Origin of the sequence: Gordonia pseudamarae (assembly GCF_025273675.1) — a bacterium.
GTDB lineage: Bacteria > Actinomycetota > Actinomycetes > Mycobacteriales > Mycobacteriaceae > Gordonia > Gordonia pseudamarae.
Genome location: NZ_CP045809.1, coordinates 1,433,108 through 1,459,136, shown reverse-complemented (window position 1 = coordinate 1,459,136; position 26,029 = coordinate 1,433,108). Strand labels below are relative to the sequence as shown.

Below are 26,029 nucleotides of genomic sequence, written 5' to 3'. Positions count from 1 at the left end.
TCCAGGCTGAATCAGATTCTGACATCGACCACTGACATTTCATCGGGTGTCAGCCGCCGCGGTCTTGGTCGTCTCGGGCCGGCGACGACTGTTCCGTCGGCCCGATAGCCGACTCCGGCCCGGTCACCGTCGCCCCGGAACCATATCCGACGAATGCCGGTGATAGCCCACCTACCGCCACCGACGACATCCGGTATCGCGATCATACGGCCGATGTCCGGCAGTCGGCGGGGTGCCAAAACGTCGCCGCGCCCTCTCTTCGGAGAGGGCGCGGCGATCGTCGTGAAACCAGCGATCCGCGACTGTGGCCTGTTCCCCAATTCCCTTTGCCGTCCTCGACAGAAGAATTGGAGACACGCCCTAGTCGGAGTTGAAGTAGCTCAGCAGACGCAGGATCTCGACATACAGCCAGACCAGGGTCACGGTGAGGCCGAGCGCCACACCCCAGGCGGCCTTCGATGGGGCTCCGGCGCGGATCAGCCGGTCGGCCGAATCGAAGTCGAGCAGAAAGCTGAACGCGGCGATGCCGATGCAGACCAATGAGAAGATGATCGCCAGCGGGCCACCGTCGCGCAATCCGAAACCGCCGTCGGTGAAGAATCCGGCCACCAGGTTGCCAAGCATCAGCACGACGACGCCGATCATGCCGGCGAACAGCATCCGGGTGAACCGCGGCGTGACGCGGATGGCACCGACTTTGTACACCACCAGCATTCCGAAGAACACGCCGAACGTGCCCAGGACGGCCTGACCGATCAGCGCACCGGCCGAGGTGTCACCGCTGACCACCCAGTTGCCGAAGACGAACGAGATCGATCCGACGAACAGCCCCTCGAACGCCGCGTAGGCGAGCACGATGGCCGGGTTGTCCTGTTTCCGGCCGAAACTGGCGACCAGGACCAGCACCAGACCGCCGATCGCGCCGACCGCCAGCAGCGGGGTGGCCAGCGAGTCGTTGGCGTCGACCAAGAAGTACGAGATGATCGCCGACAGCGTGAGCACACCGAGCGTGATGGCGGTCTTGGTGACCACATCATCGACGGTGAGCTGGCGCGTCGCCGGCTGGGTGGGCGGCTGTAGCTGCTGGGCGTAAGGGTCGTACTGCTGACCGCGCTGGTTGAACATCGCGCCCTGGGCCGCCCCCGCGGCCCCGGCGCCGAATCCGGCATAGCCGGTCTGGTTATCGCGGACGACTCCGCGCATAACCGGGTTACTGCTCTCTCTCACCACAGGCTCCTTCTGGGTAGGGCGTCTACTTCCCCCAACGTGTGACGGGTACGTAGGGTTCCGACTTTACCTACTCTTGACCATCACGGCTGCTCCACCGTATCGGCGCGGGGCGAACCCGAGGTGAGAATCCCCCGGCTCAGTACCGTGAACATGTGCTCGGCGTGCGACAGATCGGTATCCCAGCCCAGGTCCGGTAGGGCGATCATCAATGACGCGATGCCGTGCGCGGCGGCCCAGAGTTCCAGCACCAGGTCACCCGGAGCGCGGTCGGTGACGCCCCCGGACTCGACGAGTTCGGCGACCACCTCGTGAAATCGGACGAACGCGGATGTCATCAGCGCCTCGTCGCCCTTCGAACCGTGTCCCTTGCCCGGGGTTCTGACGTCGAGCAGCCGGTACAGCGCCGGCGCGCTCGCGGCGAAGCGCACATAGGCCATCCCCATCCGCACCAGCCGTTCGAGCGGATCGTCGACGCCGTCGCCCGCGGCCTCGAGCACACTGTCGATCGATTCGAAGTAGCGCAGCCACACCTCGTCGAGCAATTCCTGCTTGTCGGCGAAGTGCAGGTAGATCGACGGCGGGGTGACCCCGACACGGGCGGCGACCGAGCGGATGGACACCGCCGAGTCGTCGCCGGCCGCGATGAGCAGGTCGGTGGCGGCGTCGATGATCTCGCCCGCGAGCCGCTCGCCGGATCCGCGTGGGGACCGTCGCCGCGCCGTCATGATTCCGACAGGCCGATCCGCTGATGCAACCGGCGCAGGGGGGCCGGCGCCCACCAGTTGAGCCGCCCCATCAGCCGCATGAACGCGGGCACCAGCAGCAGCCGGATCAGGGTGGCGTCCATCAACACGGCGATGGCCAACCCCACTCCGAACATCCGCATGAACGACACACCGGAGGCCGCCATCGCGGCGAACACGATGCTCATCAGCAACGCGGCGGCGGTGATCACCCGGCCGGTCTTGGCCAGGCCGACGGCCACGGCGTGGTCACCGGCCTCCCGGCTACCGTCCGAGGCCAGGAACTCCTCACGTATCCGGCCGAGCAGAAACACCTCGTAGTCCATCGACAGCCCGAACGCGATACAGAACATCAGGACCGGCATGGTGGCGACGAGATGCCCGGTCGCGACAGTCCCGAAGCCACCGAGGTGACCTTCCTGGAAGATGAACACCATCGCCCCGAACGTCGCTGTCAACGACAGCACATTGAGGATGAGCGCCTTGAACGGCAGCACCACCGACCCGGTGAACAGAAACAGCAGGATGAAGGTGGCCACGGCGATCACCGCCAGCACCGCCGGCAGGTGCTCGTAGATCGAGTCGACGGCGTCGATGCCGCCTGCGGCGATCCCGGTGACCCAGGCTTCCATCCCCTCGGCCGGTTCGACTTCGCGCAGGGCCCTGACCAGGTCACCGCCCTCCTGGCTGGTCGGCTCCAGCGAGGACGACACGGTGAGGATCGCGATACCGCCGGAAGTGGCCGTCGGGTCGCCCTCGGCCACCTGCGCCCCCTGGACGAACAGGCCGGCCGACGATGTCACCGAGTCGACGCCCTCGACTCTGGCCAGGTCTTGGCTGTAGCTGCGCAGCGCGAAGCTGTCGGGGTCGTTGGCGCCGGTCACGACCACCGTCGACACCCCCGACAGGTTCTGCGCGTAGGTGTCGCGGACCTCCTGCTGGATCTGGTGCGAGTTGGCCGATGCGGGCAGCACCCGATCGTCGGGGAAGCCGAATTTGAACGACAGGAACGGCACACCGAGCAGCAGCAGGAACGCGGTGACCGCGACCATGACGACGACGGCGCGGCGCATCGCGAACCGGCCGATCCGGTACCAGACGGTGCCCTCGACGGCGGGCTGCGGGCGATCGGCCCGGCGCAGCAGGCGGCTCACGCCGAGACTGTCGACGCGGGGCCCGAGCACGGTCAGCAGTGCGGGCGTCAGGATCAGCGCGGCGGCCAGCGCCACCACCACCACACCGATACCCGCGTAGGCGAACGAACGCAGGAAGTACATCGGGAAGATCACCAGCGCGGCCAGCGCCAGCGCGACGGTGATGGCCGAGAACAGGACGGTGCGGCCCGCGGTGGCCATCGTGATCACGATGGCGTCCTCGCGTCCTCGGCCGGCGTGCACCTCCTCCCGATAGCGGGTGATCAGCAGCAGTGTGTAGTCGATGGCCAGCGCCAGACCCATCGCGGTCGCGAGGTTGAGCGCGTAGACGGACACGTCGGTGAAGATCGCTATGAGCCGCAGGTATGCGAAGGTCAGCACGATCGCGATGATGCCGATACCGACGGGCAGCGAGGCCGCGACCACCCCGCCGAACACGATGATCAGCACGAGGAAGGTGATGGGGATGGCGATCGCCTCGGCGATGGCCAGGTCGCGGGAGGACTGGGTATTGATCTCTGCGAACACCATGGCCTGCCCGCCGACCCGGATCCGTACGCCCTGCCGTTCTCCGCTGAACCTGTCGGACAGTTCCTCGGCGCGGGCGGGTGCCTTGTCCTCGCCGCCGGACAGGCTGACGATGATCTGCGTCGAGGATCTGTCGATGCTGAGCAGTCCCGCCTCCAGTTGGGGCTGGTCCCAGATCGACAGGACCGGGTCCTGCACGTAGTCGATGGTCTTCAGCTCGTCGATGATCTGTCGGCCGACCTGGCTCGCGGCGGGATCGGTGGAAATGTCGGTGCCCAGATCGACGTCGAGTTTGATCACGGCCCGCAGGCCGCCCCGGTCGAAGCGCTCATCCAGGATTCGCTCGGCCACCGACGATTCGGAATCGGGGTCGCTGAACCCGCCGGGGAGCAGGTCCTTGGCGGCGCCCGCGCCGTAGATTCCCGCGCCGATGAAGAGAATAAGAGCGATGATCAGCACCGTTCGCGGCGCGCCGATGATCGCTCGGGTCAGGCGTTCGGGCATCGGAGTTCCCCCATGTCTGCTGTCCTCCCGTGGGTTAATGCCGTTAAGTTAACGCCAGTAACCCATTTGGGCAAGCCTCGCCGAACATCCGACGACACCGACCGGGCGGTGTTAGCGTGACAGCGAGGCCGGCGTGGCACCGGGGCGCACCGGACACAGTCACGCCGAACGCCCGGAAACGTAGGTGACCACATGGCATTTCACGTCGACTCGGAGGTCGGTCCGCTCCGGCAGGTGATTCTGCACAAACCTGGCGTCGAGCTGCTGCGGCTGACCCCATCCAACGTGGACGACCTGTTGTTCGACGACATCATGTGGGCCGAGCGGGCACGCGAGGAGCACGAGGCGTTCGCGCAGGTGCTCCGCGACCTCGGCACCCGGGTCCACAGCTATCACCGACTGCTCACCGAGGCCATCGACGTCGACGGTGCGCGTGACTTCCTGCGCGAGCGGCTCACCACACCGTCGCTGTTCGGTCCGGCGCTCAGCGATCCCCTCAAGGAGTTCCTGAGCACCCACGACGCGGGCGAACTCGCCGAGATCCTTATCGGCGGACTCCTCAAACGCGAGATCGCCCCGCATCTGCACGGCACGTCGAGCCTGCTGCTGTCCTATCTCGACGACGACGATTTCCTGCTCGCCCCGCTCCCCAACCACCTTTTTCAGCGTGACAATTCGGCCTGGATCTATTCCGGCGTCAGCATCAATCCGATGGCCAAACCGGCCCGGCAGCGCGAAACGATCAACTCGCAGGTGATCTACAACTTTCATCCGATGTTCACCGCCGAGTCATTCGATTTCTACTACGGCAACGACGCCGGATACCACGCGCCCGCCACCATCGAAGGCGGTGACATTCTCGTGATCGGCAACGGACACGTGATGATCGGCCTGAGCGAACGGACCGCACCGCAGGGTATTGAGGTATTGGCCTCAGCGCTGTTCCGCAGCGGCAACGTGCATACCGCGATCGTCGTCGAACTGCCCCGCGAACGCGCGTTCATGCACCTGGACACCGCGATGACCCAGGTTGACCGCGACGCGTTCAGCGTCTACCCCTACCTGCCGGCGTCGCTACGCTCGTTCACGTTGCGCACCAACGAATCCCGTGGCTATACGGTCACCGAGAACAACGATCTGTGGCCGGTGGTCGCCGAGGCACTCGGCGTAGACGACCTACGGGTGCTGCGCGCCCCGATCGACCGGCTGGAGGCCGCGCGGGCGCAGTGGGACGACGGCAACAATTTTCTGGCCGCGGCCCCCGGCGTGGTGATCGGATACGAACGCAACATCACCACCAACAAGTTTCTCAGCGACAACGGTATCCAGGTGATTCCGATCGCCGGCAATGAACTGGGCCGGGGCCGCGGCGGACCACGTTGCATGTCGTGCCCCATTGAACGCGACCCGATACCCGACTGAACAGGATTCACCGACGCGCACCTCCTGGCCCACCCCGCCACCAACCGGCCGCGAGCTCTGCCCTAGCCTGGAAGGCCACCGGGCCGATGCGTGCGGTGTTCGCCCCTATAGCCCAATTGGCAGAGGCAGCGGACTTAAAATCCGCCGAGTGTCGGTTCGAGTCCGACTAGGGGCACCAGATGACCGCAGGTGGAAGCGGTTTCGGCACGCTTCCGCAGAGCACATACGCACTCCATTCCGGGGCTCCACCTCGCGGCGTGCGGCTCCGCCGCAACGTCCTACAGGACATGCCGGGCCGACGTAGGCTGTGTCGATGGGCCCTTCACCGCACGAGGTAACGCTGCGCCCCGCGACACTGGATGACGTGCCGATTCTCCAGAAGTGGGACCGGGAACCGCACGTCATCGCTTGCAGCACCGACAACCCTGCCGCCACAACAGCTTTCGATAATACCGACTGGGCGCAGGAGATCACCGGGGCCGGTGATGCCGACTACCACCTGATCGCGGAGGTCGACGGGCGGCCGATCGGGGCGATGCAGGTGATCGATCCGCTGGCCGAACCGACCCACTATTGGGGCGAGGTGGAACCCCATCTTCGGGCCATCGACATCTGGATCGGCGAGAGGGATGCGCTGGGCCGCGGATACGGCACCTCGATGATGACCCAGGTGATCGACGGCGCCTTCGCCGACCCGTCGACGGTGGCGATCATCATCGATCCGCTGAACTCGAACACCGACGCGCACCGCTTCTATCAGCGACTCGGATTCCGTGTGGTCGGGCGGCGATCGTTCGACGGCGATGACTGCCTGGTCCACCGGCTCGACCGGACGACGTGGCAGGACAGACGATAACCGGGACCACGGGCCGGCTCATCAGGACCCGATAACCAGGCACAGGATACGGGCGATACTGTGAGGTCCGTCGTCATCACGATCACTCAGGAGGGACAGTCCATGTTCGAACAAGCGATTTGGGATTTCATCCGGTCACAGCCGGCTCTGTACGCGTTTCTCTCCGACGTCATGAGCCAGGTCTTCTGACCCGTAGGACCCGACGCCGCGTCGCGAATCCCGGCGATCCGCGACGGGCTCAGGACATCCTGTGACGACAATCGACATCGCGGCGGCCGATGGTGGTGCCGCCCTGCTCACCCTGGGTATCGCGCTCTACGCCGCGACCATTCTGATCTGCGTCGGACTGTTCGTGCACGCGATGGCCAATCATCGCCGGCGACTGGCCATCGGCACGGCCGCGTCGGTGATCATCCTCAGCGTGGCCGGCGTGATCATCGCGATAGCCAGCAGCATCGGTTGATGCCGCCGTAGCACCCCCTGTCAGGTGGCGTCCACGGTAACCCGCCCGCAATTCGGCTTGCGTGTTCATCTTCGCCCCGTAGTATCCGGCTCATGCTCGAAGACCTCAACAAAGCAGCCAAGAAGGCCGGACTCCATGTCGCCGCAGCCAAGAAGGACGGCCTCTACACGATCCGAAAGATCAAGAACGGCAAGCAGGTCGCCAAGAACGTCACCGGGGACGAAGCGAAGAAGCTGATCAAGAAGCACGCGTGATCGCCATCGCAGTAGTGTGATCGTAGGTACCAGTATTGCCTACGTCACAGCAGCCGGAGGAGCACGATGCGCGAGATCACCAGGTTCTACATTGACGGACAGTGGGTCGAGCCCCACGAGCCCACCCTCCTCGATGTCATCAATCCCGCCACCGAGCAGGTCGCCGGTCACGTCGCCCTCGGGGGAGCCCGCGATGTCGACGCCGCCGTCGACGCCGCCCGACGCGCGTTCGCCACGTGGAGCCGCAGTTCCGTCGCCGAACGTGTGGAGTTGCTGAACGCCATCATCGCCGAATACCAGAATCGGATGGGTGATCTGGCCGCCGCGGTCACCGAGGAGATGGGTGCGCCGGACCGCCTCGCGGCCGGTTCACAGGTCCCGATCGGGCTCGCGCACCTGATGACGGCCGCCGCGCAGCTTCCCGGCTACTCGTTCACCGAGGACCGGGGTACCTCACGGGTGGTCAAGGAACCGATCGGCGTGTGCGGGTTCATCACCCCGTGGAACTGGCCCCTCAATCAGCTGACCTGCAAGATCGCCCCCGCCCTGGCCACCGGCTGCACGATGGTGGTCAAGCCGTCGGAGGTGGCTCCGTTCAGCGCTGCGATTCTCGCGGAAGTCCTTGCCACGGCAGGCGTTCCGGCCGGGGTGTTCAACCTGGTCAACGGTGACGGCCCCGGAGTGGGCGCCGCGCTGTCCGGGCACCCCGACATCGACATGGTCTCGTTCACCGGCAGCACCCGCGCCGGAATCGAGGTGGCGCGTGCCGCGGCACCGACGGTCAAACGGGTCGCGCAGGAACTCGGCGGCAAGAGCCCCAACATCATTCTCGACGATACGTCGTTCGCCAAGAACGTCGCCGACGGTGTGCTGTCGGTGATGAACAACTCCGGTCAGTCCTGCAACGCACCCACCCGTATGCTGGTCCCGGCCGGCCGGATGGCCGAGGCGATCGAGGCGGCCCGGTCCGTCGAAGCCAAGCTGACGGTCGGCGCACCCGACAGCGGGGCCCGGCTCGGCCCGGTGGTGTCGCAGGCACAGTTCGACAAGATCCAGACCCTCATCCAATCCGGCATCGACGCCGGGGCGACCGTCGCCTTCGGCGGCACCGGACGGCCCGACGGCCTGACGGCCGGCTACTACGTGCGGCCGACGGTGTTCGCGGAGGTCGACAACACCATGGAGGTCGCGCGTACCGAGATCTTCGGCCCCGTCCTGGTGATCATCGGCTACGACGACGTCGACGACGCGGTGTCGATCGCCAACGACACCGACTACGGTCTGGCCGGCTATGTCTCCGGCGAGGACGTCGACACCGTACGCTCGGTGGCCGCCCGGATCCGGGCGGGGCAGATCTTCATCAACGGCGCCGGGCCCGACCCGGCCACCCCGTTCGGCGGCTACAAGCAGAGCGGAAACGGTCGGGAATGGAGCGACTACGCGTTCGACGACTTCCTGGAGGTCAAGTCGCTGCTCGGGTACGCCCGCTGAACGGGCCGCCCACCGCCGCGTGTCCGTCACACGGACCAAATCTTTACGAATGTACACCGTTTTCGCCATAGCACTTTTCGCCGACTCCCGACATGGGTATAGTCAGCAAAAGGCCCCGAACCGGGGAAAATTTTGGCACTGACGTCTTGTGCGCCAAGGCGACCGGCGACCACCAACGATATCGAGGAGTAGCAGTGAAGAAACGAATCGCCATCGGATTGGGCACGGTTGCAGCGGCTTTCGCGATCACCGGAGCCGTTGCCCCGACAGCTTCCGCAGCGCCCGTCGAGAAGGAACCGTACTACGCGATCGGCTCGGTCAGCGTGTGCGTCCATATCCCGGTCGGACAGTTCCGCATCTCGATCTGCTGATCGAGTCCACCCAGCGACAGAAGAACGGAGCACCGATCCCCTGCCGGTCTCGGCAGCGGGATCGGTGCTCCGTTCTGTCCGGGTCCCTACATCGATGCGAGGTGCGGTGCGACCTTGTCGGCGACCAACGCGAGGTGGTCGAGGTCGGACAGGTCCAGCACCTGCAGGTAAATCCTGCTGATCCCGGCGGCCCGGTACCGCTCGATCTTCTCCACCACCTCCGCGGGCGTACCCGCGGCCCCGTTCAGACGCAACTCATCGACCTCCCGGCCGATGGCGTCGGCACGTGCGGACAGTTCGGCGTCGGTGCGGCCCGTGCACAGCACCAGCGCCGCCGAGTAGACCAGGCCCGACGGATCACGGCCGATCCGCTCGCACGCCTGACGTACCCGCGCCACCCGGGTCTCGGCGACGTCGGGCTGCTCGAACACCACATTGAACTCGGCGGCAAAGCGGGCGGCGAGCGCCGGGGTACGCACCCTGCCCTGACCACCGATGATGATCGGCGGTCCGGGGTGCGGCGCGGCCGCCGACATCGAGGAAGGATGTCCGGGCATGCCCTGCACCGGTTTGGGCAGGGCGGGCGAGTCGCTCAACGTGTAGTGCGCTCCGTCGAAGGCGAACCGGTCACCGGCGGGCGTCGCCCACAGTCCGGTGATGATCGACAGTTGTTCCTCGAGACGGTCGAAACGTTCGCCGAGCGGCGGGAACGGAATGCCGTAGGCGGCGTGTTCGGCCGCGAACCAGCCCGCGCCCAATCCCAGTTCCACACGGCCACCGCTCATCTGGTCGACCTGGGCCACACCGATCGCCAGCGGTCCCGGATACCGGAACGTCGCGGAGGTGACCAGGGTGCCGAGCCTGATGCGCGTGGTGTCGCGGGCCAACCCCGCCAATGTCAGCCACGCGTCGGTCGGTCCGGGATCACCGGGGGCATTCATCGCCAAGTAATGATCGGATCTGAAGAAGGCGTCGAAGCCGAGATCCTCGGCGGCGACGGCCACCCGCGCCAGGTCGTCGTAGGTGGCCCCTTGCTGTGGTTCGGTGAAGATTCGCAGTTGCACCTTCGCCAAACTACGCCGGGTGCGGCGTCAGTGACGGTTCGTCGGGTGTGGCCAAGGTCAGGACCGCCTCGACGACCGAGTCGAGGCTTTCGATCTGCGCCTCGATGTCCCGCAACCGTACCGCGAGATCATGTTCGGCCAGATCTCCGACGATGTCGACGGCCGCGACCAGATAGTACTGCTCGGGCCCCACGTATTCCAGATGCAGGTAGGTGACCCGGTCGACGGAGGGGTGTTCGAGCAGATGCCGCAACGCCAGTTCGCGGCGTCCGGGCAGCGCGGGCTGCCCGACCAGGAACTCGCTGTTGCGGGTGATCAGGAACACCGCGATAAAGCCGAGCAGCACGCCCACCAGAATCGATCCGACCGCGTCCCAGGTGGCATCGCCGGTGACCTCGTGCAATGCCATACACGCCGCGGCGATCGTGAGACCGATCAGCGCGGCGGCGTCCTCCACGAATACGGCCCGCAGCGTCGTGTTGGAGGTGCGAATGATGTATCGCACCGGATGCATCGACAGGCGACGGCCGCCCGAGCGGGCCTCCCGCAACGACTGCAGGAATGAAACACCTTCCAGCACAGCCGAAACAGCGAGCACGATGTAGCCGACCAGGTAGTCCCCTCCTTCTTCGGGGTGCCGCAGCGCGCTCACCCCGTGCATGATCGACACCACCGCGCCGACGGTGAACAGACCGAACGCGGCAAACATCGACCAGATGTAGGTCTCCCGTCCGTGACCGAACGGGTGCCGCCTGTCGCGGCCCCGCGCGCCGCGCCGTTCGGCGATCAGCAAGAACACCTCATTGCCGGCGTCGGCCCACGAATGCGCCGCCTCGGCGACCATCGCCGCCGACCCCGTCACCAGGGCCGCCGCCGACTTGGCCAGCGCCACCAGAATGTTCATCACGAAAGCGATGATCACCGTCGTCAGGGATCCGGCCGCGTCACGTTCGGGCCGCGCCGGACCGTCGCCGACGGTGGTCGCGTCGTATTCCTCGCGCATCAGGCGATCGTCTCACGCATCGGCGCACTGGCGGAGCTGTACGCGGGCCGCGCCCGGGCCCGCGGATACCACCGTGCCCGGCGGAATCCTCTACTGTGGCCGCGTGACCCCATCACGCCCCGGCCGGCCCGGACACGACAATGCCGGCGGACGCGCCCACTCGCACGGGCACGGACACTCGCACGATCTGTCGGCGATTGCCGCCTCGTTCTCGCCGCTCGCCCGGTGGGTGGTCATCGGCGCGTTGAGCCTCATCGGGCTCGGGGTGGCGGCCGGGGCGATGGTGCTGTGGCCGTCGTACAGCGATCACCCGATCCCCACCCAGTTCCGGTCCGCCGACGGCGGTTCGATTACCACCGTCGACGCCGAGATCTTCGAGCAGCGACGGGCGAACTGTCTCAACCCGCTGAGCGGCACGGTGCAGGACACCGCCGATATCGCGGTGGAGAACGAGGGCGTCGGCCCATGTATCCAGAACATCGTCAAACTGACATCGGGGCAGCACAAGGGCCGGTTCACGCTGTTGGAGGTTCCGACGAACCGGGCCCAGTCCGGTCAGGGCCCGGACAGCGTGGCCATCGACGAACGCACGCTCGACGACCCGCAGCCGGGCCAGCCGACCCTGCATGTCGGCGACAAGATCCGGGTCGCGGTCACCCCCACGCCCGACGGCGGCGTTCGCTACGGATTCTTCGACTTCCGGCGCGGGACGGCGACGATCCTCTGGGCGATCGCGTTTGTCGCGGCGATCGTGCTGGTCGCCTCGTGGCGCGGGCTCCGCTCGATCATCGGGCTGGTCTTCGCCTTCGCCGTGCTGGGTTTCTTCACGCTGCCCGCGATCCTGGAAGGCAGCTCGCCCGTCGCGGTCGCGGTGGTGTCCTCGGCCGTGATCCTGTTCGTGGTGCTGTATCTGGCGCACGGGGTGAGTATGCGCACCAGTTCGGCCCTACTGGGCACGCTGGTGTCGCTGTTCCTGGCCGGTGCCCTGTCCGCGCTGGCCATCACCACGATGAACCTGACCGGCCTGTCCGGCGATCAGACGATGAACCTGCAGGTCTACCAGGGCAGTATCTCGATCAGCGGGTTGTTGCTGGCCGGCTTCATCATCGGTGCGCTCGGAGTGCTCAACGACGTCACGATCACCCAGGCCTCGGCCGCGTTCGAATTGGCCGCGGCGGGTGAACCGTCGCGGCTGGCAACGTTCCGGGCGGCGATGCGCGTGGGCCGCGACCATATCGCGAGCACCGTATACACGCTGATCTTCGCCTACGCGGGCAGCGCGCTGCCCCTGCTGCTGTTGTTCTCGGTGGCCCAGCAGCCGTTCGGTTCGCTGGTGACCACCGACGCGGTGGCCGTGGAGCTGGGCCGATCCTTCGTCGGCGGCATCGCCATCGCACTGTCGGTGCCGTTGACCACGGCGATCGCCGCCGCGCTGACCACCCCCGGCGCCGACGACCACGACGGCCATCACCACGACGGTCATCACCACGACGACGACCACCATGACCCGGAATCCGAGCGGCGTGGCCCGGACCAGGCCGACGAGAGCACGGCGGGCACGAAGACCCCGGCGGCTCCACCTTCACACACCCCGGCCCCGGCTGCGCCCGCGGCGAACGTACCGCGCGCCGCGTCACCCGGCATCCGTCCGGCGGCGCCGGGCGACCGCCCGCGATCAGCGACACCGGGCCGGCCGAACACGAGCCCGGTCGCGGGAACTCCCGGTAACCGGCCGGCTCGACCTCCCGCGCAGGCGACGCCGCCTCCCGCCACGCCACCGCAGCGGCCGGCCCAACAGCTGCCGCCGCTCCGGCAGACGCCGCCGCCCCGGCAGTCGTCACCGGAACCGCCGCCGGGCGGGCGACCGGCGGCCGAGCAGCCGCCTGCCCCACAGCCGCATGCCCCACAGCCACCGGCACCACAACCACCGGCACCGCGGCGCCCCGGCAGGCATTCACGGCCCGACTGAACGTCGGCGGACGGATCAGAGCAGACCGCAACGCCCCATCGGGAGCCGGTTCAGGTTGCGGCCGAGCCAGGTGCCCATCGTGGTGAGCAGCCGCGTGCCGTCCCCGAAGCCTCCGCTGCGGGGTATGGCGATCATCGATACCCCGAGCTGCCCGCGCCCGGTGGTGATGATCCCGAGCTGGCGCACCACGTAGTTGCCCGTGTCGTCGCTGACCGGACCCCAGCCGCCCTTCACTGCTGTGCTCACCCCGGACCGGGAGATCTTCCGGATTCCCCAGTCCTGATTGCTCTCCACACTCGACATCAGCGACAGCAGGTGCGCGGTGCCCGACATGCACGGCAGGTTGGCCGCGAATCGCGACTGGTCGGCAATCGCCCATCGGGTGTACCCGGGGTATGAATCGGGGCCGTCGACCTCCGAGCTGACGTGGGTGGTGGCATCGTGCCCTTCGCGCAGCACCGCTGTCACCGCATCGACCGATGCCCGGCCCCCACCGAGGCTTCCCCACAGTTCACCCGCGGCGTCGTTGTCGGATGCCCGGATCGCCTTACTCTCCCATTCGGACACCTTCGCGCCGCCGTGTCGCTCAGCGGCCAGCGACACGGGAACCTTGAGCGTCGACCACGCCCGGCCGGCGACAACCGAACCGAACGTCACCGGGGTGTCGGCCCCGACGGGGGTGATGGCCAGACCGACCTTCCCGGACCGGCGCAGCGACCGTTCCAGCGTGCGGAACTGTTTACGCAGCGTCCGGGTGTTCTTGGCCTGCGGGTTGAGGAAGTCCTCGATACTCTGCCTGATTTCGGTCGGCGTCGGCAACCTCGGCGGCACCGGTCCGCGCGGGGCGGCCTGGGCGCCACCGGCCGACATCATCATCACCATCATCACGGCCGCGGACAGCGCAACCGATATCACCACGATCCGCCTGGCAAACTTTGTCACATGCATCTCCTGCATCACTTACGTAACACACTAGATGCCCGGAACACGCCAGGCCATTCGAAAATCCGGCATCGCGGACGGCGAGACCGACGTGCAAGCCGACCGTTACCCAACCGACGCTCCGAGAACGCGTCTCCATGGATGAGCACCGCTTTCAGGAACGCCTGAGGCCGTTCCCACTCGGGACGGGTGAAGATTCGTTCCGGCGTCGGTCAGGCCGCCGCAGCGTGCCGAACCGGTCTACGACGACGCGGCCCGCAGGGTCGGCAGGAACGCGCCGTGGACCACCTCACCGTCGTCCTCACGCTCGATCAGACCGAGGCGTGCCAGCTGCGGGCGCACCCCCTCACCGAAGTGATATGCCTCCTCCAGGTGCGGATACCCGGACAGGACGAAATGGTCGAGACCGAGTGCGTGGTATTCGGCGATGCGCTCGGCGACCTCGGTGTACGAGCCGACCAGCGCGGTACCCGCGCCCCCACGCACCAGGCCCACGCCGGCCCACAGGTTGGGATAGACCTCCAGCGAATGCGGGTCGGCGGAGTCGAAGGCGGATCCCGCGCCGTGCAGTTCGAGCATCCGGCGCTGCCCCTCGGATTCCGAACGCGCCAGGTTGGCCTGTGCGGCCGCCACCGTCTGCGGGTCGAGCCCCGACAACAACCGGCCGGCCTCCGCCCACGCCTGCTCGGAGGTCTCCCGGGCGATCACATGCAGCCGGATGCCGTAGTCGAGGGTGCGTTGTTCACGTTCGGCCAGACCGGAGATCCAGGAGATCTTCTCGGCGACCGCGTCGGGCTTCTCCCCCCACGTCAGATAGGTGTCGGCGTGGCGGGCGGCAACCGTTCCGGCCGCCGGCGACGATCCGCCGAAGAACACCTGCGGCAACGGGTCGGGCCTGCGGCCCAGGACCGCGTTCTCCACCCGGACGTGGCTCCCCGAGAAGTTCACCGGCTCATCCGACTCCCACAGCCGGCGAACGACGGTCAGAAACTCGTCCCCACGCTCGTACCGGGCCTCCTTGGTGAGGAAGTCACCGAACGCGCGCTGCTCGCTCGCCTCACCACCGGTGACCACATTGACATAAAGCCTTCCCTGCGAATGCCACTGGAAGCTGGCCGCCATCTGCGCGGCCAGCGTGGGGCTGGTCAGGCCGGGCCGGAAGGCAACCAGGAACTTCAGCGTCTCGGTGGCATCGATCAACGCCGCGGTGGTGAGCCAGGCGTCCTCGCACCACAGCCCGGTGGGGGTGAGCACCGCCTCGAATCCGTTGACCTCGGCGGCAGCGGCGAGTTGCTTGAGATACCGCAGATCTGCCCGGCGGTCGCCGGACATCGAACTCCCGTGACCTCCGGCCATCAGATTGCGGGAATCACCGTACGTGGGCAGGAACCAATGAAAATGCGCGGACACGGTAGGCAAGTCTCGCCGCCCGCGCATCCCCGGTCCAGGGTTGAAATCGCCCGGACCGAAAGGGGAGACATCGCGACCGTGCGGTCAGCACCGCCCTCGCGGCAGCATCCTGATCGACTCGTCGAGGTGTTGCGCCACCGTGTTCAGCGCCCCGATTCCGCTGTCCAGCGACGGCCCCGAGGTGCCCATCGCGACCGCGGTCATCGTGCCGTCGGCGTGCGTGATGAGGCCGATCTGGCGGACCACGTACCCGGACGCCGGACCGGGTCCCCAGCCGCCCTTGACCGCCGTCGACACCGGCGATGCCATGGCTTCCACACCCCATTGCTGATTACCGGCAACCTGCCCCATCAGCGACAGCACGTGCTCGGTGCCCGCCATACACGGCAGGTGCGCGGTGAACGCGGCGGCATCCCGCAGCGGCCACGTCGTCTGCCCGAAGATGGTGAACCCCGACCTCAGGTGTGCGCTGGGCACCGTGGTGGTGGTGTCTCCGCCGTCACGCAGCACCTCGGTCACGGCGGCCGCCGCGTCGGTGTCGGATCCGAGTGAGGACCACAAATGTTCGGCCGCGGCGTTGTCGGATTCGACGATCGCCGGGGTCTGCGATGCGGACTGCCCATTGGCACGTTCGGATGCGACCGCGACCGGCACCTTGATGGTCGACCACGCGACCATCGGTGTCTGATCTCCCGCCGTGATCGCCCGCGCCGACCGCCCGACGGGAACGATCGCGACACCGACCGGCTGGCCGGCCCGCTCGATCGCCGCATCCAGCGCCGACACCAGTCGGGCCCGGCTTGTCGCATTCGGTGTCCGGGCCTTCGATGAAGTCACGGCGACACTGCTGTGCGCGGGCGTCGCGGACGCGGTAACCGTCACCGTCGACGTCGTCGGGCGCGCCGTCGCGTCGTCACCGCCGGAGCACCCGGTCATCGACATCGCCAGCACCAGCACCGCGCCGAGACCCGGCACCTGAAGGATTCGCATGGTCTCTTAGTAAATGTGAACGACGGCGTTGTTCCCGCCGCGACACACCACGATGCCGTTTTCCGGCCCGCACGACATCCGGTAGGTGGAGCCGGTGATCGGGCTGCTCGCGGTGACCACCCGGGCCTCGCCCTTGGGTCCGGAGGCCAGGTACGCCGAACGGACGTTCGCCGCGAACTCACAGCTCGTGGGGGTTCCCGCCTCGATGCCGACCGAGCCGTCGCACCGCGAGGAATTGGCCGGCGGCCCGGTGACGGTGGGGGTGGTGGTTGCCGGAGTGTCCTGGGCCGGGGTGACCGTGGTGGTGACCACCGCCGTCGACTGCTCAGCCCTGGTATCGGAGTCGCCGTCGGAATCCTTGGTCAGCAGCACGACGGCCACCACTGCGAGCAGCCCGACGAGTGCGACGGCGATGATGCCGACAATCGGCACCAGCAGACTCCGGCCACGCCCGCCGTCTCCGGGCGGATACCCCTGTGCCCCTGTCGGATACCCCTGCGCCCCTGTCGGGTGCGGCCCCTGCCCGTACGGTCCGGTGGCCTGCGGACCGGTCCCGTAGGCCCCGCCGTACTGCCCGGACGCCCCGTACGGCGTGGTGCCCTGCCGAACCTCCGGGGCGAACCCTGCGCCGATCGGGGTGCCGACAGGACCCGGTGGCACCTGCGCGCCGTACGGGTTCGTGCCGGGGGGATTCCCGCCGGTGGGTGCCGGGCCCGCCGGCCCCGAGGCCGACGGTCCGGTGACCCGGATCTGCGTCTGCTCGTACTGACCCGCGGGATACGCGGTGGGCGGATCGGGTACTTCGAGAGCGGGCGCCTGCTCGGTGGCCTCGAGCGCGGCACGGCACGCCCGTGCCAACTCCCTGCCCGACGAATAGCGTTGCAGCGGATCGGAATTCATACCACGGGCGATCACGGCGTCAAAGCTCGCGGGTACCGCGGAGTTCACCGCGCCGACCCGCGGCGGGGTGTCGAAGAGCGCCGCCTTGATAGCCGAGCTGACGGTGCTCGCCGGATGGGGCACCTGCCCGGTCAAGGTCTCGAACAGTACACAGGTCAGCGCGTAGATGTCGCATGCCGAGGTGATGGGCGCCGTCTCGAACATCTCCGGCGCCATGTAGGCGAGCGAGCCTATGGCGGTACCGGCCTGGGTGAGGCGGGTGTCGTCGCCCGCCTGGGCGATGCCGAAGTCCACCAGGTGGGCGAAGTCGTTCTCGGACAGCAGAATGTTCTCGGGCTTGACATCGCGGTGCACGAGCCCGTCACGGTGCGCCGCATCGAGTGCGGCCCCCACCTGCTCGACGATCGCCACGGCGCGCGCCGGGCTCAGCGCACCCTCCTCGCGCAACACGGCCCGCAGGTCCTTGCCCTCCACCAACCGCATGTCCAGGTAGAGGACGCCGTCGATCTCACCCCAGTCGTGGATGGGAATGATGTGCGGTTCGCCGAGCCTGGCCACCACCTGCGACTCACGCCGGAACCGTGCCTGATAGGTGGGGTCGGCGGCGGGACCCTGGGACAGGATCTTCAGTGCGACAAAACGATCCTTGGTGGTGTCGTACGCGCGGTATACCTCACCCATACCGCCACGACCGATGAGGTCGTCGAGCCGGTAGGGCCCGAATGAACTCCCGACGCGATTGTGCGCATTCATACGCCGAGCATATTCATTGGTTCGGACAAATGACGCACCCGCGGCCCGGAAACCGATCGGACGACCGACTCCGTGACCGCACAGGTTCACGAGGCCGGCGGGCCTCTCAGCTCAGCGGTTGCGACGCGGACGCCACCGACTCATCCCCAGGAACACCAGCACCAGCTGACGTTCGACCCGGTCAATCGCCTCCCGTTCGCCACCCCGGCCACGGTAGTCGCTGTCGAGGTACTCGGCGACCGAGGTCAGCATGATCGTCACGATCAGATCGGCCGCCAGTTCGAGGTCCTCGGCGTCCCAGGCGGCCAGATCGGGCAGCCGCGCCAGGTCGATGGCCAGTTCCTTGGCGAACAGCCTGCGCTCGGTGTCGATGGCGCGCCGTACCTCGGCCACCCCGCCGTGCTGCTCGCGGATCAGGAACCGGAACGCCGGTTCGTCCTCCCGAACCTGGTTGAACAGGATGTCGGCCGAGGTCCGCACGGTGGGCAACGCCTGCCGGGCCGCCAGATCGCGCCGGCCGTCGCGCAGGGTTCGGCGCAGCACGCGCATCGAGTCCTCGACGAGGGTGACCCCCAGATCCTCCATCGAAGCGAAATGCCGGTAGAAGGCGGTCGGGACGATGCCCGCGCCGCGCGCCACCTCACGCAGGCTGATGCTGGCGAAGCTGCGTTCGGACACCAGGTCGAGGGTGGTGTCCAGCAGCGCCTGCCGCGTGCGGCTCTTGCGGTCGGCACGACTTTCGGCGTCGGCGCGCTTGGCGTCCGACCCCTTGGCGACCCGGCTCGCAGAGTCCGGGCGCGAGGTGACCTCCCCGTCGCCTTCACCCGATTCGGCACGCCGCCCACGTGATGAGCGGGTCGAGTTTCCGGTACGGGTCACCCGTCGAGTCTAAATCCTGCGTTCGGGCGGTGACCACACCGCCCGCGCCACGCGCGTTGCACCCCGGCACGGACGCACAGACACGGTGACAGCCGTCACATCGACGACGACTTGACCGCGACAGCGGTACATATGCCACACTTATTCGTGTACAGATGTTCACTCAAATCGAGAACATGCCCACTCTCGTGAACATGCCCAATCTCGTGAACACGAACGGAAGAACCCCGATGAGTATTCGACTCCCCCGGCTTGTCGGTTCGATCGTGGAGGCCGCCCTCACCCCGCATCCGGTGGACAGCTACCTCGAACTGGTCGATCCCAGCCTCACCTGGCGCGACGTACGCGCCACCGTCGTCAGCGTCAACCGACCCACCGAACGCACTGTCCGCCTCGCACTTCGGCCCACCCGCCAGTGGAAAGGCCATCAGGCCGGACAATATCTCCAGCTCAGCGTCGTCATCGACGGAGTTCGGCACAGCCGCTGCTATTCGCCGGCCAACTCCTCGGCCGGCGCCTGGAGCCCCATCGAACTCACCATCACCGCACACGACGACGGCTTCGTCTCCACCTACCTGCGCGACAACGCCCGCGAAGGGATGGTCCTGGGCGTCTCCCAGGCGCAGGGCGGGTTCGTCCTGCCGGCCGCACTCGAATCCGCGGTCTTCATCAGCGGCGGCAGTGGCATTACACCTGTACTCTCAATGATGCGTACACTCATCTCCCGGAAGTTCACCGGGCCCATCACCTTCCTGCACTACGCCCGCACCCCCGCCGACGTCTCCTACCGCGCCGAACTCGCCGCGCTCGCCGCCGACCACACGGGCGGACGACGTGACGGGGCCGCGAACATCGACCTGCGCCTCTACTACACCCGCGGCGACGACGAGAACCCCGGCCGACACTTCTCCGCCGCCCACCTCGACGGCATCGACGGGTTCGCCGGCGCCGACCTGTTCGTCTGCGGCCCGCCCGCACTCATGGACGCGGTCAACGCCCACGTCACCGACGCCGGCCTGACCAATCCGGTTCACTCCGAGGCATTCGTCGCTGCCGTACCCGTCGAGGTCGACCCCGACGAGCCCATCACCGGCGAGCTGACCTTTACCAGAGCCGGGCGCAACGCAGACAATGACGGACGCACCATCCTCGACCAGGCGGAATCGGCGGGTCTCGCGCCCGCATCGGGCTGCCGGATGGGAATCTGCTTCTCCTGCACCGCGGTCAAGAAGAGCGGCTGCACCCGCAACGTCGTCACCGGCGAGCTCAATACCGAGGCCGACGCCCAGATCCAGATCTGCGTCAACGCCCCCGTCGGCGACGTCGAACTCGACCTGTAGCCACCGGCCCGACGACAACCCACCCGCGAACCACCACTACCCCACAGATCACGGAGGTAACCATCATGGCGACGCCCATCACCGCGTTCGGCAAGTCCCCTGCGTTCCGCAAGCCGGCGACCCCGGCCACCCCCGACAACATCACCGAGATCAATCTGACCTTCGAGCAGGTCGAGGCCCTCGGTCGTGAACTCGACGAGTTGCGCGCCCGCGTGGTCGCCGACCTCGGCCAGAAGGACCGCGACTACCTGTACACCATCGTCCGCGTCCAGCGCGGACTCGAGGTGGGCGGCCGGGGCCTGATGTACCTCGGCTTCCTGCCCCCGGCATGGATCGCCGGGGTGGCCGCGCTGTCGGTGTCGAAGATCCTCGACAACATGGAGATCGGCCACAACGTGATGCACGGCCAGTACGACTGGATGCGCGAGGACAACTACAACTCGCGCGACTTCGAATGGGACAACGTGTGCCCCGGCGATCAGTGGAAACACAGCCACAACTACCTGCACCACACGTTCACCAACATCGTCGACATGGACCGCGACATCGGCTACGGCATCCTGCGCATGGCCCGCGAGCAGAAATGGCACCCCTATTACCTGGGCAACCTCGCCTACGCCACCGCGCTGATGCTGCTGTTCGAATGGGGTGTCATGCTGCACGACCTCGAAGCCGAGAACCTGATCAAGGGCAACCGTTCGTGGTCCGACGTCAAAGGCCTGGCCAAGGGTATGTGGCGCAAGGCCCGCAAGCAGGCCCTCAAGGACTACGTGGTCTTCCCCGCGCTGACCGGACCGCTGTTCGTGTCCACCCTGCTGGGCAACGCCACCGCCAACCTGGTGCGCAACGTGTGGGCGTACTCGATCATCTTCTGCGGACATTTCCCCACCGGCACGCAGACCTTCACCAAGGAGGAATGCGAGAACGAAACCCGCGGCCAGTGGTACCTGCGGCAGATGCTGGGTTCGGCCAACATCGAGGGCGGGACGCTGTTCCACATCATGAGCGGCAACCTGAGCCACCAGATCGAGCACCACCTGTTCCCCGACATCCCGGCCGGTCGCTACCCGGCGATGGCCGTCGAGGTCCGGGAGATCTGCGAACGCTACGGGATGCCCTACAACACCGGGTCGTTGCGCCACCAGCTGTGGTCGACGTGGACGAAGATCGCCAAGTTGTCGCTGCCCGACTCGTGGACCCGCGACGACGACGAGATCGTCGTCAACATCGAGCGCACGAAGGCATCCGCCGCCTGATCCGCCGCGCACGTCCCGAGGGCGCCCGTCACCGCACAGCCGCGGCGACGGGCGCCCTCGGCACATCCGTGCCACTGCGGCACATCCCTGTCACTGCGGCACATCCCTGTCACTGCGGCACATCTGCGTCCCGGCGGCCCCGGCCCGGTCGTCGGCAGACGCACCCGGAAAGAATCCGGCCGAACGCAACCCTTTCGCACACCTACCGTCCCCGCTAGCGTGTCACGACGTGGCGTCTCCCCTATTCACCTTCCCCAACCCCGTCAACGACTACGCGGCCCGCTCCACGGCGGGACTGGTCGTGGTATTGGCCGTGGTCACCATCATCGTCGATCATCCGGTCCTGTACGCGCTGCTGGCACTCGGATTCGCACTGCGCGTACTGTCCGGGCCCACGTTGTCGCCGTTCGGTCAGCTTTCGGTGCGGTTCATCGTGCCCAAGATCTGACGCAAGACCAAGCTGGTGCCCGGTCCGCCCAAACGATTCGCCCAGGCCATCGGACTCACTCTCACCACCCTCGCGCTCGTCCTGAGCCTGACCGGCGCGACCGTCGCCGCCCAGATCACCGTCGCACTCGTGGTGGTGGCCGCCGGCCTCGAATCGGTCCTCGGCTTCTGCCTCGGCTGCACCATCTTCGGATTCCTCCAGCAGCGCGGCGTCATCCCGGACACCGTGTGCGAGGCCTGCAACAACATCGCCCTCCGGCCCGCGCAGAGCGTCGGCTCACCGGACCCGTCCTGACGGGCGGGATCACACGGGGTCGAGCAGACCCAGCGCGATACCGTCGAGGATGTCGTGTTCGCTGACGACGAGTTCGGTGATCCCGGCGCGCTCGGCGAACTCCGCCGCCAGCAGCAACGTGACCAACGATCCACCGCCGATGACATCGACGCGGCCCGGATGCATCGGCCCCAGTGCGGCGCGATCGGCGCGGGTCATCGCGATCAACCGCTCACACACCTCGACCAGGTCGGACAGCGAGATCCGGGACAGGTGGATGGCGTCGGAGTCGTATTCGGCCAGACCCATCCCGATCGCCGACAGCGTGGTCATGGTGCCCGCCACCCCCACCCAGGTCCGCGCCTGCGCCACGGGCACCGCGGCGAATGCCGACGCCAGCCGCGATTGCGCGAATTCCGTTGCGGCGGAGATCTCTTCGCGGGTCGGTGGATCGGAGTGCAACGTCCGTTCGGTGAGCCGGACACAACCGATGTCGGCGGACTGGGCCGCCCGGACACCGTCGGCGTCGCCGAGCACCACCTCGGTGGATCCGCCGCCGAGGTCGGTGACCACGAAAGGCCCCGCGGCCGGGTCGAGTTCGCCGACAGCGCCGCGGAACGACAGCCTGGCCTCCTCGTCGCCGGTGATCACCTCGGCCACCGCACCCTGCACCACCCGACCCAGAAGCGTGGCGGTCATCGCGAAGAACTCGTCACGGTTGGCGGCGTCCCGGGTCGCCGACGTGGCGACCATCCGAACCCGTCGCACGCCGAGCGAAACCATCAGATCGACGTAGTCGGCCAGTGCGCGCCGGGTACGTTCGATCGCCGCGTCGGTGAACCTGCCGGTCGCGTCGACGCCCTCGCCCAGGCGTACCACCCGCATCTCCCGGTACAGATCCACCAGGTGCCCGGACTCGTCGGGACATGCCACCAGCAGCCGGATCGAATTGGTACCGCAATCGACGGCGCCGACTGCCGGGAACCGTTCGGTCATTTCCCCGTCGCTTCGCTCGCCCCGGTGACATTTCCCGTCGCTTCGCTCGCCCCGGCATCTGCCACACCGGGCCAGTCCGGGGGAACAGCGGTGCCCGCCAGACCATTTCGACCGGCCAGTGCCACCGCCTCGTCGCCGAACGGATTGACTCCCGGGCCTTTGGCCAGAGAATGCGCGATGAGCACGTGCAGGCATTTGACCCGGTCGGGCATGCCACCGCCGGAGAAGTCCGTGCCCAGGGATTCGATCGCATCACGTTCGGCGAGGAACGATTCGTGTGCCCGGCGGTACGCCGCGGCCACCTCCGGATCCGATTCCAGGCGCGCGGTCATCTCTCGCATCACCCCCGCCGACTCGAGCCGGCTCGCCTCGGCGGTCAGCCGCGGATCGGTCAGGTAGTACAGGGTGGGAAACGGTGTGCCGTCGGGCAGGCGCGGCACCGTCTTGACCACGGCGGGCACGCCGTCGGGCGTGTAGTAGGCGATCTCGATCACGCCTCGCGGTTCACGGCCGAGCTGTCGTGCGACAACCTCCAGGTCGGCCTGCGACACCGTCACTTCTTCGGCGGTGTCGCCACCGCGTCCCACAGGTTGGAGTACCAGGGATTGTTCGCATGTTGGGCGGCCTGACGTTCGGCTGCCTTCCGGGCGTCATCGCCCGGGTACATCATCACAACGGCCTTCTCTCCCGGGTACACGAAGTGCAGACGTTCCCGGGCCTGCGCCTCGATGTATGCGGGATCGTTCTGCTCATTGATCTTCTGCTCATAGTAGGCGATCTGTTTGCGCAGATCGCTGTTCGATGCCGACAGCTGGGCGAACTCCGAGCGGTTGGACATCGAATTGCGCAGTGGTGCAGCCAGGGTGAGCGCCACGGCGATTCCGGCGACGATGAGGACCATCGCCAGACCGATCGTCCGATTGGACCAGCGATGGGTCAGACCCACCAGCAGGTCGAAGCCTCCGCGACGCTTCCCGGTACCCGTGGCCTTCGCGGACCCGGAGGTCCGGCCCGTCCGCGACGATCTCCGCGATTTCCCGGACAGCGCCGACCGGCCAGCGCGCGACCGCGCGCTCCCGGAGTCCCCGGCGGTGGTCTTCCCGCGGTCGGCGGCCTCCTCAGGCGCCTCGGTGTCGATGGTGTCCGATGCCGAGGCAGAGCGCGTGCCGCGCGTCAGCGGACCCAGTGTGGCGCGCCCGGACACCGGCCCCGTGCCCGGAGCGTCATCCGGATCGAACACCTCGCTGAGGTCGTGCTCGCCGGAGTCGGTGAGATCGTCGATGGCGATCCGGTCCGCAGGCGTGGGACGACGATCCTGGCCTGCGGCCGACCGCGACGCCGACGGACGCGAACGGGCGGACCGTCGCGCCCGCGAGGCACGCCGATCCGCCCGTCTGCCGTCTGCCGTCATAGGAACCAGCTAATCATGAACCTGCCGTGAAACGCGGGAAGGCGGCGTCTCCGGCGTAGCGTGCCGCATCACCGAGACCTTCCTCGATGCGCAGGAGCTGGTTGTACTTGGCGACCCGCTCGCTGCGCGCGGGTGCGCCGGTCTTGATCTGGCCGCTGCCGACGGCAACAGCCAGGTCGGCGATGGTGGTGTCCTCGGTCTCGCCCGAGCGGTGGCTCATCATCGTCTTGTAGTTGGAGAAGTGCGCCAGTTCCACCGCATCGAGGGTTTCGGTGAGGGTGCCGATCTGGTTGACCTTCACCAGCAGCGCGTTGGCGATGCCCTTCTCGATGCCCTGGGCCAGGCGTTCGGGGTTGGTGACGAACAGGTCGTCGCCCACCAGCTGCACTTTGTCACCGATGGCGGCGGTGACGGCGGCCCACCCATCCCAGTCGTCCTCGGCGAAGGCGTCCTCGATGGACACGATCGGGAAGTCGGCGACGAGCTTCTCGTAGTACGGGACGAGGTCGTCGCTGGAGAACTTCTTGCCTTCCAGCGAGTAGACGCCGTCGGCGAAGAACTCGGTGGACGCCGCGTCGAGCGCGATGGCGATATCGGTGCCGAACGTGAATCCGGCCTTCTCCACGGCCTCACCGATGACGGCGATCGCGGCATCGGTGCCCGGCAGGTCGGGGGCAAAGCCACCCTCGTCGCCGAGCGCGGTGTTCAGGCCCTGCTTGTGCAGCACCGACTTGAGCGCGTGATACACCTCGGCACCCCACCGCAGCGATTCCTTGAAGGTGCTCGCGCCGATCGGCGCGATCATGAACTCCTGGAAGTCGATGCCGTTGTCGGCGTGCTCGCCGCCGTTGATGATGTTCATCATCGGCACCGGCAGGATGCGGGCGTTGGGTCCGCCGACATAGCGGTACAAGTCCAGGTCGGCCGACTGGGCCGCGGCCTTCGCCACCGCCAGCGACACACCCAGGATCGCGTTTGCGCCCAGGCGGCCCTTGTCGGGGGTGCCGTCGGTGTCGATGAGCACCTGATCGACCAGACGCTGCTCGGTCGCGTCGAGTCCGGCACCGACCACCGCCGGACCGAGTTCGTCGAGCACACCGCGCACCGCCTTGGTGACGCCCTTGCCGTTGTAGCGCTCGCCGCCGTCGCGCAATTCGACGGCCTCGTGCTCGCCGGTCGAAGCACCGGACGGAACCGCCGCACGGGTGAGCGTGCCGTCGTCGAGAAGAACCTCGACCTCGACGGTCGGGTTGCCGCGCGAATCGAGAATCTCGCGCGCGCCTACCTGATCGATGATTGCCACAGTTACGCCCCTATCGGTGAACTTGTGCCGGCACGCTCGACGTACCGGCGCGGGATGCCCAAAGCCTAGTGGACGC

The 26,029-nt window shown here is 67.4% G+C and carries 23 protein-coding genes, 1 tRNA gene and 1 pseudogene; 11 read left to right on the top strand and 14 right to left on the bottom strand.

The window, feature by feature from the left end:
• Positions 1 to 360 precede the first annotated feature (360 nt).
• The 3 genes from GII31_RS06480 to GII31_RS06470 form a co-directional block, all read right to left on the bottom strand.
• Positions 361 to 1,227 carry a Bax inhibitor-1/YccA family protein gene (locus GII31_RS06480; RefSeq protein WP_213247856.1) on the bottom strand — a complete coding sequence of 289 codons (867 nt, stop codon included), beginning with the start codon at positions 1,225 to 1,227 and terminating at the stop codon, positions 361 to 363.
• Positions 1,228 to 1,310: 83 nt separating this feature from the next.
• Positions 1,311 to 1,955 (bottom strand): TetR/AcrR family transcriptional regulator, encoded by a 645-nt coding sequence (locus GII31_RS06475; protein WP_213247854.1) that lies wholly within the window; start codon positions 1,953 to 1,955, stop codon positions 1,311 to 1,313.
• Positions 1,952 to 4,159 carry an MMPL family transporter gene (locus GII31_RS06470; protein WP_213247852.1) on the bottom strand — a complete coding sequence of 736 codons (2,208 nt, stop codon included), beginning with the start codon at positions 4,157 to 4,159 and terminating at the stop codon, positions 1,952 to 1,954. The genes GII31_RS06475 and GII31_RS06470 overlap by 4 nt, the downstream gene beginning before the upstream one ends.
• A 192-nt stretch (positions 4,160 to 4,351) precedes the next feature.
• Between GII31_RS06470 and GII31_RS06465 the strand changes: the two genes are divergently transcribed.
• The 7 genes from GII31_RS06465 to GII31_RS06435 all read left to right on the top strand — a co-directional run bounded on the left by GII31_RS06465 (position 4,352) and on the right by GII31_RS06435 (position 9,016).
• Positions 4,352 to 5,581 carry an arginine deiminase gene (locus GII31_RS06465; protein ID WP_213247850.1) on the top strand — a complete coding sequence of 410 codons (1,230 nt, stop codon included), beginning with the start codon at positions 4,352 to 4,354 and terminating at the stop codon, positions 5,579 to 5,581.
• Positions 5,582 to 5,682: 101 nt separating this feature from the next.
• Positions 5,683 to 5,759: transfer RNA gene (locus tag GII31_RS06460), tRNA-Leu, on the top strand.
• A 135-nt stretch (positions 5,760 to 5,894) separates the two neighbouring features.
• Positions 5,895 to 6,437, top strand: coding sequence for a GNAT family N-acetyltransferase (locus tag GII31_RS06455; RefSeq protein WP_213247848.1), 543 nt, complete (start codon positions 5,895 to 5,897; stop codon positions 6,435 to 6,437).
• Positions 6,438 to 6,687: 250 nt separating this feature from the next.
• Positions 6,688 to 6,900, top strand: coding sequence for a hypothetical protein (locus GII31_RS06450; RefSeq protein ID WP_213247846.1), 213 nt, complete (start codon positions 6,688 to 6,690; stop codon positions 6,898 to 6,900).
• Positions 6,901 to 6,992: 92 nt separating this feature from the next.
• Positions 6,993 to 7,154 (top strand): hypothetical protein, encoded by a 162-nt coding sequence (locus GII31_RS06445; RefSeq protein ID WP_213247844.1) that lies wholly within the window; start codon positions 6,993 to 6,995, stop codon positions 7,152 to 7,154.
• 66 nt (positions 7,155 to 7,220) lie between these two features.
• Positions 7,221 to 8,645 (top strand): aldehyde dehydrogenase family protein, encoded by a 1,425-nt coding sequence (locus tag GII31_RS06440; RefSeq protein ID WP_213247842.1) that lies wholly within the window; start codon positions 7,221 to 7,223, stop codon positions 8,643 to 8,645.
• 194 nt (positions 8,646 to 8,839) lie between these two features.
• Positions 8,840 to 9,016, top strand: coding sequence for a hypothetical protein (locus tag GII31_RS06435; RefSeq protein ID WP_213247840.1), 177 nt, complete (start codon positions 8,840 to 8,842; stop codon positions 9,014 to 9,016).
• Positions 9,017 to 9,102: 86 nt separating this feature from the next.
• Here the strand turns inward: GII31_RS06435 and GII31_RS06430 are convergent, their stop codons facing one another.
• Both GII31_RS06430 and GII31_RS06425 read right to left on the bottom strand, forming a co-directional pair.
• Positions 9,103 to 10,080, bottom strand: a complete 978-nt coding sequence (locus tag GII31_RS06430) for an LLM class F420-dependent oxidoreductase (RefSeq protein ID WP_213247838.1) — start codon at positions 10,078 to 10,080, stop codon at positions 9,103 to 9,105.
• Positions 10,081 to 10,090: 10 nt separating this feature from the next.
• Positions 10,091 to 11,083, bottom strand: a complete 993-nt coding sequence (locus GII31_RS06425) for a cation diffusion facilitator family transporter (RefSeq protein WP_213247836.1) — start codon at positions 11,081 to 11,083, stop codon at positions 10,091 to 10,093.
• Positions 11,084 to 11,186: 103 nt separating this feature from the next.
• On the opposite strand from GII31_RS06425, the gene GII31_RS06420 reads away from it, so the two are divergent.
• Entirely contained in the window at positions 11,187 to 13,052 is a 1,866-nt protein-coding gene (locus tag GII31_RS06420) for a YibE/F family protein (protein ID WP_213247834.1), read from the top strand.
• 15 nt (positions 13,053 to 13,067) lie between these two features.
• Here GII31_RS06420 and GII31_RS06415 read toward each other — a convergent pair whose 3' ends face one another.
• From GII31_RS06415 to GII31_RS06395, 5 genes are all read right to left on the bottom strand, one after another.
• Positions 13,068 to 14,000: a hypothetical protein gene (locus tag GII31_RS06415; protein WP_407649906.1), complete on the bottom strand. Its 933-nt coding sequence runs from the start codon at positions 13,998 to 14,000 to the stop codon at positions 13,068 to 13,070.
• A 234-nt stretch (positions 14,001 to 14,234) separates the two neighbouring features.
• Positions 14,235 to 15,404 (bottom strand): LLM class flavin-dependent oxidoreductase, encoded by a 1,170-nt coding sequence (locus GII31_RS06410; protein WP_213247832.1) that lies wholly within the window; start codon positions 15,402 to 15,404, stop codon positions 14,235 to 14,237.
• A gap of 84 nt (positions 15,405 to 15,488) precedes the next feature.
• A complete protein-coding gene (locus GII31_RS06405; protein WP_213247830.1) occupies positions 15,489 to 16,394 on the bottom strand; it encodes a serine hydrolase in 906 nt (301 codons plus the stop codon).
• Positions 16,395 to 16,400: 6 nt separating this feature from the next.
• Entirely contained in the window at positions 16,401 to 18,047 is a 1,647-nt protein-coding gene (locus GII31_RS06400) for a serine/threonine-protein kinase (RefSeq protein ID WP_213247828.1), read from the bottom strand.
• A 111-nt stretch (positions 18,048 to 18,158) separates the two neighbouring features.
• Positions 18,159 to 18,926, bottom strand: coding sequence for a TetR family transcriptional regulator (locus GII31_RS06395; RefSeq protein WP_213247826.1), 768 nt, complete (start codon positions 18,924 to 18,926; stop codon positions 18,159 to 18,161).
• A gap of 230 nt (positions 18,927 to 19,156) precedes the next feature.
• On the opposite strand from GII31_RS06395, the gene GII31_RS06390 reads away from it, so the two are divergent.
• From GII31_RS06390 to GII31_RS06380, 3 genes and pseudogenes are all read left to right on the top strand, one after another.
• On the top strand, positions 19,157 to 20,266 hold the full coding sequence (locus GII31_RS06390; RefSeq protein ID WP_213247824.1) for a ferredoxin reductase: 1,110 nt from the start codon (positions 19,157 to 19,159) through the stop codon (positions 20,264 to 20,266).
• Positions 20,267 to 20,331: 65 nt separating this feature from the next.
• Complete coding sequence (locus tag GII31_RS06385) at positions 20,332 to 21,522, top strand: fatty acid desaturase family protein (protein WP_246222128.1); 1,191 nt, start codon at positions 20,332 to 20,334, stop codon at positions 21,520 to 21,522.
• A gap of 229 nt (positions 21,523 to 21,751) precedes the next feature.
• Positions 21,752 to 22,264, top strand: a pseudogene (locus GII31_RS06380) (DUF4395 domain-containing protein).
• Between the two features lie 9 nt (positions 22,265 to 22,273).
• On the opposite strand, the gene GII31_RS06375 reads toward GII31_RS06380, so the two are convergent.
• The 4 genes from GII31_RS06375 to eno are packed head-to-tail and all read right to left on the bottom strand — an operon-like array spanning position 22,274 to position 25,953.
• A complete protein-coding gene (locus GII31_RS06375) occupies positions 22,274 to 23,239 on the bottom strand; it encodes a Ppx/GppA phosphatase family protein (RefSeq protein WP_213247820.1) in 966 nt (321 codons plus the stop codon).
• A complete protein-coding gene (locus GII31_RS06370; RefSeq protein WP_213247818.1) occupies positions 23,236 to 23,796 on the bottom strand; it encodes a DUF501 domain-containing protein in 561 nt (186 codons plus the stop codon). Before GII31_RS06370 ends, GII31_RS06375 begins: the two co-directional genes overlap by 4 nt.
• The gene (locus GII31_RS06365) at positions 23,793 to 24,650 is read right to left on the bottom strand and encodes an FtsB family cell division protein (protein WP_246222127.1); all 858 of its coding nucleotides are present in this window, start codon (positions 24,648 to 24,650) and stop codon (positions 23,793 to 23,795) included. The genes GII31_RS06370 and GII31_RS06365 overlap by 4 nt, the downstream gene beginning before the upstream one ends.
• Positions 24,651 to 24,663: 13 nt before the next feature.
• Positions 24,664 to 25,953, bottom strand: a complete 1,290-nt coding sequence (gene eno / locus GII31_RS06360; protein WP_213247816.1) for a phosphopyruvate hydratase — start codon at positions 25,951 to 25,953, stop codon at positions 24,664 to 24,666.
• Positions 25,954 to 26,029: the final 76 nt, after the last annotated feature.

Coding starts and splice junctions, on each gene's coding strand:
- GII31_RS06475 (WP_213247854.1), bottom strand. CDS start 1,955: ATGACGGCGCGGCGACGGTCCCCACGCGGATCCGGCGAGCGGCTCGCG.
- GII31_RS06470 (WP_213247852.1), bottom strand. CDS start 4,159: ATGCCCGAACGCCTGACCCGAGCGATCATCGGCGCGCCGCGAACGGTG.
- GII31_RS06465 (WP_213247850.1), top strand. CDS start 4,352: ATGGCATTTCACGTCGACTCGGAGGTCGGTCCGCTCCGGCAGGTGATT.
- GII31_RS06455 (WP_213247848.1), top strand. CDS start 5,895: ATGGGCCCTTCACCGCACGAGGTAACGCTGCGCCCCGCGACACTGGAT.
- GII31_RS06445 (WP_213247844.1), top strand. CDS start 6,993: ATGCTCGAAGACCTCAACAAAGCAGCCAAGAAGGCCGGACTCCATGTC.
- GII31_RS06440 (WP_213247842.1), top strand. CDS start 7,221: ATGCGCGAGATCACCAGGTTCTACATTGACGGACAGTGGGTCGAGCCC.
- GII31_RS06425 (WP_213247836.1), bottom strand. CDS start 11,083: ATGCGCGAGGAATACGACGCGACCACCGTCGGCGACGGTCCGGCGCGG.
- GII31_RS06415 (WP_407649906.1), bottom strand. CDS start 14,000: ATGCATGTGACAAAGTTTGCCAGGCGGATCGTGGTGATATCGGTTGCG.
- GII31_RS06405 (WP_213247830.1), bottom strand. CDS start 16,394: ATGCGAATCCTTCAGGTGCCGGGTCTCGGCGCGGTGCTGGTGCTGGCG.
- GII31_RS06400 (WP_213247828.1), bottom strand. CDS start 18,047: ATGAATGCGCACAATCGCGTCGGGAGTTCATTCGGGCCCTACCGGCTC.
- GII31_RS06390 (WP_213247824.1), top strand. CDS start 19,157: ATGAGTATTCGACTCCCCCGGCTTGTCGGTTCGATCGTGGAGGCCGCC.
- GII31_RS06385 (WP_246222128.1), top strand. CDS start 20,332: ATGGCGACGCCCATCACCGCGTTCGGCAAGTCCCCTGCGTTCCGCAAG.
- GII31_RS06375 (WP_213247820.1), bottom strand. CDS start 23,239: ATGACCGAACGGTTCCCGGCAGTCGGCGCCGTCGATTGCGGTACCAAT.
- GII31_RS06365 (WP_246222127.1), bottom strand. CDS start 24,650: ATGACGGCAGACGGCAGACGGGCGGATCGGCGTGCCTCGCGGGCGCGA.